The 13,502-nt window shown below is 65.4% G+C and carries 10 protein-coding genes; 6 read left to right on the plus strand and 4 right to left on the minus strand.

What is annotated here, in order from left to right; all coding sequences use genetic code 11:
* Positions 1–14: 14 nt before the first annotated feature.
* Positions 15–599, minus strand: a complete 585-nt coding sequence (locus tag QPK31_RS16015; RefSeq protein ID WP_290423912.1) for an O-methyltransferase — start codon at positions 597–599, stop codon at positions 15–17.
* Positions 600–772: 173 nt separating this feature from the next.
* Here QPK31_RS16015 and QPK31_RS16020 point away from each other — a divergent pair, with 173 nt between their 5' ends.
* The 4 genes from QPK31_RS16020 to mnmC all read left to right on the plus strand — a co-directional run bounded on the left by QPK31_RS16020 (position 773) and on the right by mnmC (position 5,892).
* Complete coding sequence (locus tag QPK31_RS16020) at positions 773–2,440, plus strand: acid phosphatase (protein WP_290423913.1); 1,668 nt, start codon at positions 773–775, stop codon at positions 2,438–2,440.
* Positions 2,441–2,706: 266 nt separating this feature from the next.
* Positions 2,707–3,537 (plus strand): DUF4142 domain-containing protein, encoded by an 831-nt coding sequence (locus tag QPK31_RS16025; RefSeq protein WP_290423914.1) that lies wholly within the window; start codon positions 2,707–2,709, stop codon positions 3,535–3,537.
* Positions 3,538–3,670: 133 nt separating this feature from the next.
* Positions 3,671–4,237 (plus strand): DNA-3-methyladenine glycosylase I, encoded by a 567-nt coding sequence (locus QPK31_RS16030; protein WP_290423915.1) that lies wholly within the window; start codon positions 3,671–3,673, stop codon positions 4,235–4,237.
* Positions 4,234–5,892 (plus strand): FAD-dependent 5-carboxymethylaminomethyl-2-thiouridine(34) oxidoreductase MnmC, encoded by a 1,659-nt coding sequence (gene mnmC, locus QPK31_RS16035; protein ID WP_290423916.1) that lies wholly within the window; start codon positions 4,234–4,236, stop codon positions 5,890–5,892. Before QPK31_RS16030 ends, mnmC begins: the two co-directional genes overlap by 4 nt.
* A 467-nt stretch (positions 5,893–6,359) precedes the next feature.
* Here the strand turns inward: mnmC and QPK31_RS16040 are convergent, their stop codons facing one another.
* Together QPK31_RS16040 and QPK31_RS26255 are read right to left on the minus strand one after the other, a co-directional pair.
* Positions 6,360–6,824 carry a hypothetical protein gene (locus QPK31_RS16040; protein WP_290423917.1) on the minus strand — a complete coding sequence of 155 codons (465 nt, stop codon included), beginning with the start codon at positions 6,822–6,824 and terminating at the stop codon, positions 6,360–6,362.
* A gap of 167 nt (positions 6,825–6,991) precedes the next feature.
* A complete protein-coding gene (locus QPK31_RS26255) occupies positions 6,992–7,219 on the minus strand; it encodes an ankyrin repeat domain-containing protein (RefSeq protein WP_374045816.1) in 228 nt (75 codons plus the stop codon).
* Positions 7,220–7,463: 244 nt separating this feature from the next.
* On the opposite strand from QPK31_RS26255, the gene QPK31_RS16045 reads away from it, so the two are divergent.
* The gene (locus QPK31_RS16045; RefSeq protein WP_290423918.1) at positions 7,464–8,171 is read left to right on the plus strand and encodes a sensor histidine kinase KdpD; all 708 of its coding nucleotides are present in this window, start codon (positions 7,464–7,466) and stop codon (positions 8,169–8,171) included.
* Entirely contained in the window at positions 8,168–9,871 is a 1,704-nt protein-coding gene (locus QPK31_RS16050; RefSeq protein WP_290423919.1) for a tetratricopeptide repeat-containing response regulator, read from the plus strand. The genes QPK31_RS16045 and QPK31_RS16050 overlap by 4 nt, the downstream gene beginning before the upstream one ends.
* Before the next feature lie 237 nt (positions 9,872–10,108).
* Here QPK31_RS16050 and QPK31_RS16055 read toward each other — a convergent pair whose 3' ends face one another.
* Positions 10,109–13,369 (minus strand): patatin-like phospholipase family protein, encoded by a 3,261-nt coding sequence (locus tag QPK31_RS16055; RefSeq protein ID WP_290423920.1) that lies wholly within the window; start codon positions 13,367–13,369, stop codon positions 10,109–10,111.
* Between the last annotated feature and the right edge of the window lie 133 nt (positions 13,370–13,502).

Raw genomic sequence — 13,502 nt, forward strand, 5'->3', positions numbered from 1 at the left:
GTTCAGGCTTCGTTTTACGCTTTCACGGCGAGGAATTCGCCCTTGCCGACCGGGACCAGGCTGGTGGTGAACGCGGCGTCCTTCTTCACCGCCTCGACGAAGTCCGCCATCTCGTGGGCATGCGAGCTGGCGTTGTCGACCACCAGCAGTCCGCCCGCGCGCAGCACGCGCCGCAGGTCAGGCCACCAGGCCAAATACAGGCTGCGCGCCGAATCGAGGAAGACCAGGTCGGCCGAAGCATCCGGCGCCTGTGCCAGCCAGGTGCCGGCCTCGCCTTCGATTTGCGTGATGATGTCGCCCAGGCCGGCCTTGGCGATGTTCGCGCGCGCCATCGCCGCCTTGTCCGCCGCCAGTTCGATGGTGGTGACCGCGCCGCCGATGGCGCGTGCGGCGTCGGCCAGCCACAGCGTCGAGTAGGCGTTCGAGGTGCCGATCCCCAGCACTCGGCGCGCCACGGTCGCCCGTACCAGCACGGACAGGAATTCGCCGGTGTCGGGTGTGATGTTCAGCATGCGCGTGCCGCTCTTGCCGACGGCGGCATCGTTGGTGTTGCCGAAGTCGGCGAGTTGTTCCAGCTGGCGTTGCAGGGCGAGATCCATGTGGTTTTCCTTTGGCGAGACTTGCTTATCCTGCCACAAATGCATCGCCCGCGCTGTCGGGCCGGCGTTGTTATCGCACGTCCATACGCCCCCTTCGGCGGCATCTGCGGGTTCCCCTCCGGCAAGAAAGAAACGATAATCATCGTTTCCGGTTAGCGAACACAGGAGCAGTAATGCAAGAGCACGACCATAGCGACGATAGCGAACACCGCGGTAACGCCCAGCCCGCCAGCCCGGGACGCCGCCGCATCTTCCAGGCCGCCGCCGCAGCCGGGATCGCCGGCAGCCTGCCGGCCGCCGCGCAGGCCGCATCCGCTGCGACAAAGCGCGCCGCCGCCAAGCCGGCCTCGCTCGATGCCAAGCTGAAGGCGAACGTCAAGAACGTGGTCGTGATCTACCTCGAGAACCGCAGCTTCAACAATTTGTTCGCCAATTTCCCCGGCCTGGCCGCGCCGCTGCCGGCCAGCGCGCCGCAGAAGGACCGCGACGGCTCCATCCTGCCGACGCTGCCGAAGATCTGGGGCGGCATGGTGCCGGGCCGCCAGGACATCGGCGGCAAGGAATACCTGATCGGCGAAGACAAGATCGTGAACCTGCCGAACGGCCCGTGGACGCTGACCGACGGCGACGGCAAGCCGCTGCCGGAAGGCCTGGTCACGCGCGACCTGGTGCACAATTTTTATCACAACCAGATGCAGATCAACGGCGGCAAGAACGACGGCTTTGTCGCCTGGGGCGACTCCGGCGCGCTGGTGATGGGCCATTACGGCGAGACCGACAAGCACCTGGGCCTGTGGCAGATCGCACGCGAATACACGCTGTGCGACAACTTCTTCATGGCGGCTTTCGGCGGCTCTTACCTGAATCACCAGTTCCTGATCAGCGGCCGCACGCCGGAGTTCTTCAACGCCGCCGAGACCCCGGCCAAAAAGAAGATCGCCGTGCTGGAAGACGGTCCGCAGGGCACGCGCCTGGCGGTGGCGCCGGACTCGCCGAAGTCGGCGCTCGACGGCAAACCGAAGTTCGTGCATGCGGGCGCGATCACGCCGGACGGCTATGCCGTGAACACCATGGCGCCGCCGTATCAACCGAGCTGGGTGCGTCCGGCGCCGGGCGGCGACGCGAATGTGGCCGACCCGAGCGACCCGTCGGTGCTGCCGCCGCAAAGCTACGACACCATCGGCGACCTGCTGTCGCGCGCGGGCGTGAGCTGGGCCTGGTATGGCGGCGCCTGGCAAGCGGCGATCGACGGCCGCGGCGCCGGCCAGCGCCCGAACTTCCAGCACCATCACCAGCCCTTCAACTACTTCAAGCAGTTCGCACCGGGCACGAAGGCGCGCGAAGAACACCTGCGCGACGGTGGCCTGGGCGACAGCCCGATCTCGAACAAGTTCATCGCCGACGTGGTGGCGGGCAAGCTGCCGGCCGTCTCCTTCTACAAGCCGCAAGGCAACCTGAACCTGCACGCCGGCTACTCGGACATCGAATCGGGCGATGCCCACGTGGCCAACGTGATCGAGCACCTGAAGAAGTCGCCGCAGTGGAAGGACATGGTGGTCGTGATCACCTTCGATGAAAACGGCGGCTGGTGGGACCACGTGGCGCCGCCCCAGGGCGACCGCTGGGGTCCGGGTTCGCGCATTCCGGCCATCGTGGTCTCGCCGCATGCGAAGAAAGGCGCCGTGGACCACAACTACTACGACACGACCTCGATCCTGCGCCTGATCTCGCGCCTGCACGGCCTGCCGCTGCTGGAAGGCCTGGCGCTGCGCGATGCGGCGTTCAAGGCGCGCGGCGCCCGCGGGCCGGGCGATTTGACGGCGGCGCTGAGCTTCCGCTGATCCGATTTTCCGTACTCGCATGGCCGGCCGGGCTTCCCGCGCCGGCCATTTTTTTTATATCCATATTCGTAAAAATGTTGCCAAGCGGCTAACGCGCGCTGGGTTCGCCAACGCGGCGATACACTGCGTTTTGGCTCGAATCTGTTGTCGTTCCGTTACCGCATTACGCGGTGCGGCAGGCCGGCAGACATACAGGCCGTGGCAACGTAATCGGAACGCCGGCACACGAGACGATGCCGGTTCCTACCCCAACCCAGGAGAGCATCATGCAAAAAAATAAAGTATTGAAAGGTCTGCTCGCCGTTTCGACGGTCGCGGCCATGTTCGCAAGCTATGGCGTCCAGGCACAAACCCAGAGCGCAGCAGAAATGCAGAACCAGGCTGCACAAACCGGCACCAACATGACCGGCAAGTCGGCCGCTGACGGCGCCGTCAACAACACCAACAGCCAGGGCATGGAAGACCGCAGCAGCCAGGTCGGTTCCAGCACCGCCGGCCAGACCGGCAGCTCGTCGTCTTCCTCGCACAGCGGTCATGGCATGAGCGGCAGCACCGGCGCCTCCAGCGCCGGCATGACCACCGAGTCGTCGTCGATGCAGTCGGGCGCCTCGGGCGCGGCCGGCGCCACCGCCAGCTCGAAGCTGGCCAAGGCCGACACCAAGGCCATCAACGACATGGCCATGGCCAACATGGCGGAAGTCGAAGCCGGCAAACTGGCACAAAGCAAGAGCCAGAACGCCGAGGTGAAAACCTTCGCCCAGCAAATGATCGACGACCACGGCAAGGCGCTGCAGGAAGTGCAGACCCTGGCGCAGTCGAAAGGCGTGACCCTGCCGACCGAGCTCGATGCCAAGCACAAAGCCATGGCAACCAAGCTGGAAAAAATGACCGGCGACGCCTTCGACCGCGAATACATGAAGACCGGCGGCGTCAAGGCCCACAAGGACACCCTGGCCATGCTGAAGAAGCATGAAAAGAGCGCCAAGGATGCCGACGTCAAGGCACTGGCCGGCAAGATGATCCCGACCGTCGAACAGCACCTGAAAGCCGCCGAGCAGAACGCGACGGCCAAGTCGGGTACGACTTCAGGTAAATAAGCGGACCGATCGGCCCTTGGGGCCGAGCCGACGCTGAAAGAGCACGTGTCCTTCGGGGCGCGTGCTTTTTTCGTTCTGGAAGGGTGAGGCGTCCTCCTGCCGCACCGGCGTTGCCTGGCTTATACTTCCAGGCATGACCATCCCACGCTGCAGCTGGGCCAATCCGGCCAATCCCCGTTACCTCGACTACCACGACCATGAGTGGGGCACGCCCTGCCATGACGAGAACCGCCTGTTCGAGATGCTCAATCTCGAGGGCGCGCAAGCCGGCCTGTCCTGGGAAACGGTGCTGAACAAGCGCGATACTTACCGTGCCGCCTTCGACGATTGGGACCCGGAAAAGATCGCTCGCTACGACGAAGCGAAAGTGGCCGAGCTGCTGGCCAATCCCGGCATCGTGCGCAACAAGCTGAAGGTGGCCGCCGCCATCAGCAACGCCAAGGCCTATCTCGCACTGCGCGCCGAAGGCCAGACCCTGGACAGCTACCTGTGGGCCTATGTGAACGGCAAGCCCATCGTCGGCGACTGGAGCGATGGCACGCGGCCGAGCAAGACGGCGCTGTCGGACCGCCTCTCGAAAGACTTGTCGAAGCGCGGCTTCAAGTTCGTCGGCTCGACCATCATCTACGCCTACATGCAGGGCATCGGCATGGTCGACGACCACGCGCCGCACTGCTTCCGTTACGCAGGCACGAAGTGAATCCGACGTCGTTCTGGCAGGGGCGAGCACGCTATACGGTGCTCGATACGCGGTATGGCGACGGCAGCCGGGTATCGGGATTGATCGAAGCCTGGCGCCGCGATCCGGCGCGGCCTGCACGCCTGCACATCGTGGCGCTGGCCGATGGCCTGCTGCCGGGGTTTCATCGCATTCCGCAATCCGATGATGCGGTCACGCTCGATTTGCTGAGTGCACCGCTCGATGCGGCGCTGGCGCAGCTATCGGCACGGATCGACTTTGCGTACCTGGCCCGGGTGCAGGGAATCGACTTTGCCCGTGCACTGGCGCGACTGGTGGCGAGCGATGCGGTGCTGGCCGTCGATGCGCTCGATGACGAGCAGGTGGCCGCGCTGGCAGCGCAGGGCTTCGTGTTCGATGAGGACAAACGCGGCGCGCGCTTCGCCAGCCGTAAGCCGCGCCAGCCTTTGCCCGATGTTCCGCCGCGCCGCGCGGTGGTGATCGGCGCCGGCCTGGCCGGCTGCGCCGCCGCCCAGCGCCTGTGCGCGCGCGGCTGGCAGGTGACCCTGGTCGAGCGCCATCCGCAGGCGGCGATGGAAGCCTCGGGCAACCTGGCCGGTATCTTCATGCCGCTGCTCTCGAAGGACGACAACATCCCGACGCGCCTGACCCGTGCGGCCTACCTGTACGCGCTGCGCTACTGGGACAGCATCGGCGGCATCGGCCAGGCGATCGAGGGTGCGGCCTGCGGCGTGATGCAGCTGGCGCGCGATGCCGGCCACGCCGAGGCATCGCGCGCCATTGCGGCGGCAGGCACGACGCCGCCGGCGTTTGCCGAGTGGCTGGAGTCGCCGGAGGCCGAGGCTTTGCTTGGGCTGCCGGCACCCGATGGCGCCTGGCTGTTCCGCCAGGGCGGCTGGGCGCGTCCCGGCAGCGTGTGCGCGGCGATGATGGCGGCCTGCGGTGAACGGCTGACGGCGCGATTCGGTGTCGGCAGTGTCACGCTGGAACGTGAAGGCGATGCGTGGCTGGTACGCGCGGCCGATGGCGCTGTTGTCGCGCAAGCGCCGACCGTGGTGCTGGCCGGTGGGGCGGCATCCGGTGCTTTCCCGCAGGCGTCGCGGCTGCCGCTATCGGCGTTACGCGGCCAGGTCACGCATCTGGATGCTTCCACATTGCCGGCGCTGCCGTATGTGCTGTGCCGCGAAGCCTACCTGACGCCGGCGGCGAATGGCGTGGCCTGCGCCGGCGCCACCTACGATCTCGACGCCGATCCAGCCTTGCGCGCCGCCAGCCAGCAGGAAAACATCGAACGCCTGCAGGCACTGGTTTCGAACCCGGAGGCGGGCCGGGATGCACCGTTGCAGGGCCGCGTCGGGTTTCGCTGCGTGGCGCCGGACCGCCTGCCGCTGGTCGGTGCGCTGCCTGATTTCGATGCCGCCGGCACCACTGAACGTCTACGCGATGTGCCGCGCTATCCCGGTCTGCATGGCCTGCTCGGCTACGCCTCGCGTGGCCTGATCTGGGCGCCGCTATGCGCCGAACTGCTGGCGGCGCGCCTGGAAAACGAGCCGCTGCCGTTGGAGGCCAGCCTGGTCGATGCGCTTGATCCGGCGCGTTTCGTGTTGCGCGCGCGGCGTAACAGTCGTCAATCTTGTTTAACTAGACAAGTTTGATCGGCGCTGTAATCGGATGACCACATGAGTTGAAGAAGCTACCTCCTGCAAACCCTTCGGAGGAACGCTCGACAATTTCTCTGGCCGTAGCGGTAGACACCAAACGTTCTTCCTTTGGTGATAACTTCACGCGCCACCACCGACCGGATCGACTGTAATGCGGCCATTCAATGAGGTAGCAGAGCCACAGATCACCACAGCGCTTGCAAGTCGAAACAGAGATCTCGGCGCCGTGCTTGTCTTCGCCAATGTCCACGGTTTGGTAATCCGCGAAATGAAACGGCGGTACCTTGCAGGAGCATGAGCGCCGGGTGGCCGCTGTATCTATCCCTCCGGGAAAATTGAGAAAGCGTCTTACAATGTTCATGATGTTACTTTCGTAAGGCATGACACAGTAACCATGATCTGCTTCCGAGCGATTGCGGATTTTTTGTCGCGTCCGCTAACGACCCGAAGCGGCTTACGCATTAGCAGCCTGCCGGGCGAGTCGATCTGTTCTCCCGAGCGGGATCATGCGGCCGGCAATAGCCTGCGTGATGCACGATACCAGCGGCCCTGCCTTCCGCGTGAATGGTCACGGTCAGGCTGAACTGGTCACCCCATTGCGGCTTGTAATAACTGACCCTTGGCCAGGGTGGAGGTGCGAAGTCGAGCGTGATGCGTGCCACCGTGACTTCCTCAAGGCGGATTCCCGAGAGGTCTGCCAACTTGACAACGAGGTGGCGATAGCGCGCCAGTACAGGTGCGAACGCGGACGAGGCGGGGTAAATGGATGACTTCAGCACATCGAGCATTACCGTGGTCCGACCATACTGCTCGGCTAGCGAACGCAGTTTGCCGATTGACCAGTAACCATCCAGATCGTTGTTCCGACTGGCGAATGAGCCGCACAATCCGCTGGCGATATTCGTCAGGTGCGCCTCTTTAGACATACATCCGTTCCCGTTCCAATCAATTTGGTACACCAAGTCGAGCCGCGAAGGACCGCTTCTGATTGAATTCCACCGTTTGACTCAGCATAGCAGGTTGCCGAGCTCGAAACGTTTCACGCTCTCACAGCCGGCTGCTATCGACCAACTGCTGACGTTCGCTTCTTGCGTCAGCTGGCTCCGTATGCTCGAAGCAGATTCGCGATGGCCGTTAGTCCGAAATCTTCTTCGGCATGCCATAAAGGAGTAGATGATGCTTGGCCTTGCTGCGGCTTATTCGGGTCCGCACCGTCATCCAGCAAACTCCTTACGGTCTCAAGATCACCGATCCACACTGCGTATAGCAGAGGCGTCATACCGTTCTCGTCATAGTCATCAATGGATGAACGCTTACTCATAGGTTGATTTCTGAACGTATGCAGTGCGGTTTCAATGTGGAAGGTATGTCGGCTCGTGGCCGAAAATGGTCGGCCAAAAGCGCAGTATATGTAGTTGTTGTCATTATGGAAAGAAATCGGATTTTGTCAGGCGCGTTCAGCTTTTGCGCCAGAATAAACACCATGTACGCAACACAGGCGCACTGTCTTCTGTGCGTATAATTGGCCTGTGGCAACTTTTAGCGCCGGAAGGAGGGCGCCGGCGATGGACGACACCCAACACTCCCAGCAGCTCGCACTGTTCCTGGCCTCGACCGCGCACGACATGAAGAACTCGATCAGCGTGCTTTCCGGGACCCTGGAACGCCTGCTCGACGGCGCTTCGCCCCAGACTGAAACCGCCTACCCCCAAATGGCGCAGATGCTGTACCAGACGCGCCGCCTGAACGACAACCTGATGCAGCTGCTGGCCCTGTACAAGCAGGTCGGCCAGCCCGAGTATCCCTTCGACGTGCAAGCCATCCCCATGGTCGAATTGGCCGAGCAGGTGGCGGCCCTGGGCCGGGTGCTGCTGCAATCGCGCGGCATCGCCTTCGAGGTCGAAGTCGACACTGACCTGATCTGGCACCTGGATGAAGACCTGATCGTCGGCGTGGTCTCGCACGCCGTCAACAACGCCGTCAACTACACGCGCGACCGCATTCGCCTGGCGCTGCGCCAGGAAGGCGACCTGCTGGAGATCCGCGTCGAGGACAACGGCGACGGCTATCCGCAAGCCCTGCTCGATGCCGGCGCCGAGGCGATGAGCGGCGTGGCCAGCGGCGTCGACTTCCGCACCAACAGCGCCGGCTTGGGTTTGTACTTCGCACGCGAAGTCGCGCGCATGCACCGCCACCGCGGCCGCCATGGCGCGGTGCGCCTGGAAAACGGCGGCCGGCTGGGCGGCGGCTGCTTCATCCTGACCATGCCATGAACAGCCCCGCGGAACGCAAGGCCGAGCAGATCGACTGGGCCGGCAAGAACTACCTGGTGGTCGACGATTTCATTGGCGTGCGCCAGCTGCTGCGCGAAAGCCTGCGCAGCCTCGGCGCGCGGAATATCGACCAGGCCGCGAGCGGCGGCGAGGCGATCGCGCTGCTGGCGAAGACGCGCTACGACGTGGTGCTGTGCGACTTCAACCTCGGCGACGGCAAGAACGGCCAGCAGGTGCTGGAAGAAGCGCGTGTTCGTAACTTCCTCTTGCCGTCGAGCGTGTGGATGATGGTCTCGGCCGAGAAGAGCGTCGAATCGGTGATGGGCGCGGCCGAGCACCAGCCCGACGCCTACCTGGTGAAGCCGATCACCGAGGGCGTGCTGCTCACGCGCCTGAACCGTGCCTGGCACCGCAAGCAGGTGTTCCGTCCCATCGACCAGGCCTATGCCGAGAAGGATTACCTGCGCGCGGCGCGCCTGTGCGACGAGCAGATCGCCGCCAGCCGCGTGCACGAGACCGAACTGCTGCGCATGAAGGCGCGCCTGATGGAAAAGAGCGGCGAGCCGGAAAAGGCGCGCGAAGCCTACGAGCGCGTACTGAACGGGCGCGAGTACCAGTGGGCGCGCTCGGGCCTGGCGAAGATCCGCATGGTGAACGGCGAACTCGAACAGGCGCGCCAGATGTTCCTGGGCGTGATCGCGGAAAACCGCTACTACATCGACGCCTACGACCAGCTGGCCCTGGTCTACCAGAACATGGGCAAGTACGAGGAAGCCTGCACCATCCTCGAACGTGCGACCAAGCTGTCGCCGAACTCGGTGCCGCGCCAGCGCAATCTCGGCAAGGTCTGCCTCAAGCTGGGGAACGTGGCGATGGCGGAAAAGGCCTTCCGCAAATGCATCTCGATTGGCGAGTACTCGGTGCGCAAGACGCCGGACGCCTACCTGGGCCTGGCGCGCGTGTGCGGGCTGAAGAACGATCCGAAGGAAGCGCTGGTGCTGCTGGCGGCGGCGCAGCGCGAGTTCGGCGCCGAGCATCCCGACATGCCGCTGCGCGCCAAGATCACCGAGGGGCTGGTGTACCACGAGAGCGGCGACTATCGCCATGCGCGCAAGGCCGGCGATGAACTCGAAGCGCAGCTGAATGCGCGGCCCGAACGGCCCGACGTGCCGACTTGCCTGGAGATGGCGACGCTGTTATTTGCGGTGGGCGTCAAGGACGCGCCGGTCGAGCTGCTGTGCTACGTGGCGCGCAACAACCACGACAACGTGGTGCTGCTCGACGAGGTGCAGGCGATCTTCGACAAGGCGCGCATGGGCGAGGAGGGCGCGTCCCTGATCCGCGCGTCGAAGAAGGAAGCGTCGGACCTGATGAACCAGGGCGTGCTGCTCTGGAAGACCGGCAAGCTGGGCGAAGCGGTGACCTGGATGCGCAATGCACGGACGGAGCTGCCGAACAACCAGCGGATCCTGTTCAACGCGGCCCAGGTCTTGATTTCGCATATGCGCGAAAAGGGCTACGACGAGCTGATGGCGGCCGAGGCGCACGAGGTGCTGGCGCATGTGGACCATCTGCAGCCGGGGCAGCAGCGGTTTGCGCAGTTGATGGAGCAGTTGGCGGCGCTGGCGCCGAAGATGGAAGAGGTAAATGAAGTGGCGGCCGAGGAAGCACCGATGCCGCCATCGGAGTCCGAGGCCTGAACCGTACGGTGGGCACTCCGTGCCCACGCGGGTACGTGCGTGTCCGTAGTCAGCGGCGTAGATGATTCGCCCCGAAACGTCAACATCGGTGGATACGCCGTCGAGACGCATTTGGAACGGCTGCGGATACGCATCATGCGCGGCGATATCCGGCGCCGACAATGATCATCGTTCCGCGTGGGCACGGAGTGCCCACCGTACGGTCACCGCAGCGGACATGGTGAGGCGATAGCGATATTACCGGAACCCATCGCGGTTGCCCGGACTTGGCGGTGTCGGCACCGGCGCCGCCACCAACCCATGCACCCCCATCAAATGCGCACACAGCTTCGCCACATCGTGCGTCCCATCCGCCCGCAGCGACGCCGCAGCCGCCCCCGCCAGCGCCGCCTTGGTGATGTGAGACCCCAGCGCCCGGTAACTCTCGAACTGCGCCTCGTCGAACCACTGGTCCGCCGTGCTCTGGTGCGGGTAATCCGGATGCGCCTTGCGGTAGTTGAGCACATCGGCATTCTCCGATCCCACGATGGCTGGCTTGATGTACAGGAGCGTGCCATCCACCCCACCCGCATCCACGTGGCTGTAGCGCACCGCGCCCACCGCGCAGCTGGCGCCGCACAAACTGGTCGAGGGCAGCAGGTCCATCTTAGAGACGTCGATCTCCACATTCACGTGCAGGTCGGTGGCGCACTTGCGGATCGCGTTGCCGAGGTCTTCGAAGGCCATGGCGCGGTCGCTGGCCACGTCCACCGCCACGATCAGGCGGCAGCGCCGCCGTACCAGCTCGTAGATGCCGAGGTTCTCGAAGTGCCCGCCATCCGACAAATACACATAGTTGGCATCCGCATTCGTCATCCCGAACAGCTCCGCGATCAGCGAGAACAAGCCGATCCCCGGCGACGAATGCGTCCACGCCGCCTTGCGCGGGTTCGGGCACCAGCGCCCCAGGCGCACGTTAAACATCGTCATCAGGAAGTTCAGCGGCGGAGACGAGTGGGTGCCCATGTTCGGGCTGGCCGCCGCGCCGGACATCGCCACCGCCATGCCGAGGCGCACCTTGGCGTCGTCGTCGCCGGCGCCGGACTTCGAGGCGTATTCGCGCGTCGGGCGGTATGCGCCGCGCTGGGCGTCGCGCAGGCCCTGCTTCGGTCCTTGCGCCGGCATCAAGGGCATCTCGAAGCCGCAATAGCGCGGCGTGAAGGCGAACGAGGCTGCCTTGCGCGTCTGCCAGGCCAGCTCTTCGCCGCTGACCAGGTTCAGCGCCGTGTTGACGATGTGGTAGGGGCGCTGGTCGGCCATGTCGGCCAGTTGCGGGTCGTCTTCCGGGTCGAAGCCGGTGAAGGGATGCGGTTTGCGCGTGGCGCTGCTGGCGCCGAAGTAGGAACGCACCAGGCGGTTCCGGTACAGCATGTAGAGCGAAAACTTGTTGATGTCGACACGCCAGCCGAGCAGCAGGGCCGCGCCGAGGAAGGCGCCGAAGGCCGCCAGCAGCGTGGCGCCATCGGTGGCCAGGGTGGCGTTCGCGTGCGCCGCGTAGACGCAGGGCAGCGAGACCGGTTTCGGACAGCGCACGTCGGGCATGGCGACGCTGGCCTGGACCAGGGCCGACAACAGCGCGAACACGCCGACCGTGAAGAAGTAGGGCGCCAGGCGCGCCGCCAGTTCGCGCTTGGCGCAGTTGCTGCCCGGCGCACCGGTGGCGCTGCCGCTGCCGGCCCGCAGGCCGATGATGGTCATTACCAGCCAGCCGACGGCGGTGCCGGCATTCGCGATCGGTTCGTAGGTCAGCCAGGCCCAGTGCAGCAGCGGGGCGGCAAAGAAGGCGACGCCGAACATCATGACCCAGGCGATCGAGAAGATCGAGGACCAGGCGCCTTGCCGGCTCCACCACTCGCGGCTGGCGTCGCTGTACAGGCGGCCGATCAGGCCGATCATCAGCGTCATCGTCACCGAGAACAGCGTCATCATCAGCGGCATGCCGAAGGTGGACAGGGCGATCGCGTTGTTCAGGATCGGATGCTGCTGCGGGTCGGGCAGCAGGGCCAGGCCGGCCAGCAGCAGCAGGGTGCCGATGGCCAGCGCGCCGATGGCGCAGGCGAAGTGGCTGAAGCCTTCGAGCAGCTCGGCGCGCGAGACGTCGGCCGGAAAACGGCAGCGCCCGAGCCGCCGTTCCAGCGCCAGCGCGGCGGCGCCGACCAGGAGCGCCACGGTCAGCATCGGGATCGCCGGCCAGGCCCGCATGCGCGCGGTGGCAAGCGGCATCAGGTGGGCCACGGTGGCGGGGGCAAAAGCCAGCGCCGCCTTCAGCGACATGGTCGCCACCGCCGCGGCGCCGGCCAGGCAGATCACGTAGCCGGCATTCCGGTAAGGGCTGGTGCGGTCGTGCGCCAGGTACCAGCCGCAGGCCCAGACGATGAAGTAGACCAGGCCCGGCACCAGCAGCCAGCCCAGGCCCCAGCCGGCAAAGCGCGCCGGCAGGCCGCCGTCCCAGAGCATCGGCAGCGCGCCGCCATGGCGCCACAGGCCGATACTGACCAGGAAGCCTGCCGCCAGCAAGGGCAGGTTGATGCACACCAGGACCGCGCCCTGCTCGAGCGGAAAGCGGCGCAGCCCGCGCGAGCTTTCCGGCTTGCTGGAGATCGAGAGCGCAATGCAGAACACGGCCACCAGGAACAGGAAAACGCCCAGCAGCCAGGCGGTGTCCGACCAGGCGGCCCAGCGCCCGTTCGGGCCAATGATGCGGTGCACGCCCCAGACCGCGAAGCGCGGCAGCACGAGCAATGCGCAGAGCCAGGCCACCAGCATCGCCAGGTTCAGGCAGGTGTTGCGCACATAGGTGCCGATCAGGGTCCAGGTGTCGGCGCTGAAGGTGCCGCTTTTCGGCGACAGGTAGTTGCTGTACTGGCGCAGGAACTGGATTTCGGTCGGCTCGCACGACACGGCCTGGCCGGCGCTGCCTTGCGTGAGCATGGCTTCGACCTGGCGCACGTCGCCGCGCCGCTCGCGGATGCACTTCGACAGCCAGCCACCGATGAAGCCGCCGCCGGACACCGTCGACAGGTAATCGACGTCGCGCAGCAGGCGCAGTTCGGCCAGGGCCTGCAGGGCGCCGAGGTTGAAGGTGGCGCTGCGCACGCCGCCGCCCGACAGGGCCAGCCCGGCCAGGCTGGCGTTGTGCGCGCGCTGCTGCAGCGCGCAGGTGGCGGCCGGCATGACCTGCGCCGGGTCGCCGTCGGGCCGTGGGCGCAGCAGGTCGAGTTCGTTCTGGAAGACTTCGCTGAACACGCTGCCGCTGTGCGCGTCGAGGCGGCGCCAGGTGGCTTCGTCGAGCGGGCCGCTGGCGGCGATGCCCTGCTGCTTGCGGAAGGCAGCGATGGCGCCGGCCAGTTCCTCGAGGGTGGACGCGCGCGGCGGCACGGCGCAGCCGGCGCTTTCCAGCTTGCGGCGCAGGTCGGCTACCTGCTCGGCCGTCAATTGGGAAAAATCGAGATGAGCCACGTCTTGCCTCCCACAAATAAGTGCGGACAGGAAAGCGTGGAATGTCAAGCGCCCCAGCCGTACTGACAAGTTCAGCACGCCTGGGGCGCTTGTGATGCCCGTCAAATCAAATGCCGGGCGAACGGCAAAGGGT

It is taken from the genome of Massilia sp. YIM B02769, from assembly GCF_030411995.1.
Taxonomy (GTDB): Bacteria; Pseudomonadota; Gammaproteobacteria; order Burkholderiales; family Burkholderiaceae_D; genus Telluria.

Coding starts and splice junctions, on each gene's coding strand:
- QPK31_RS16015 (WP_290423912.1), bottom strand. CDS start 599: ATGGATCTCGCCCTGCAACGCCAGCTGGAACAACTCGCCGACTTCGGC.
- QPK31_RS16020 (WP_290423913.1), top strand. CDS start 773: ATGCAAGAGCACGACCATAGCGACGATAGCGAACACCGCGGTAACGCC.
- QPK31_RS16025 (WP_290423914.1), top strand. CDS start 2,707: ATGCAAAAAAATAAAGTATTGAAAGGTCTGCTCGCCGTTTCGACGGTC.
- QPK31_RS16030 (WP_290423915.1), top strand. CDS start 3,671: ATGACCATCCCACGCTGCAGCTGGGCCAATCCGGCCAATCCCCGTTAC.
- QPK31_RS16040 (WP_290423917.1), bottom strand. CDS start 6,824: ATGTCTAAAGAGGCGCACCTGACGAATATCGCCAGCGGATTGTGCGGC.
- QPK31_RS26255 (WP_374045816.1), bottom strand. CDS start 7,219: ATGAGTAAGCGTTCATCCATTGATGACTATGACGAGAACGGTATGACG.
- QPK31_RS16045 (WP_290423918.1), top strand. CDS start 7,464: ATGGACGACACCCAACACTCCCAGCAGCTCGCACTGTTCCTGGCCTCG.
- QPK31_RS16050 (WP_290423919.1), top strand. CDS start 8,168: ATGAACAGCCCCGCGGAACGCAAGGCCGAGCAGATCGACTGGGCCGGC.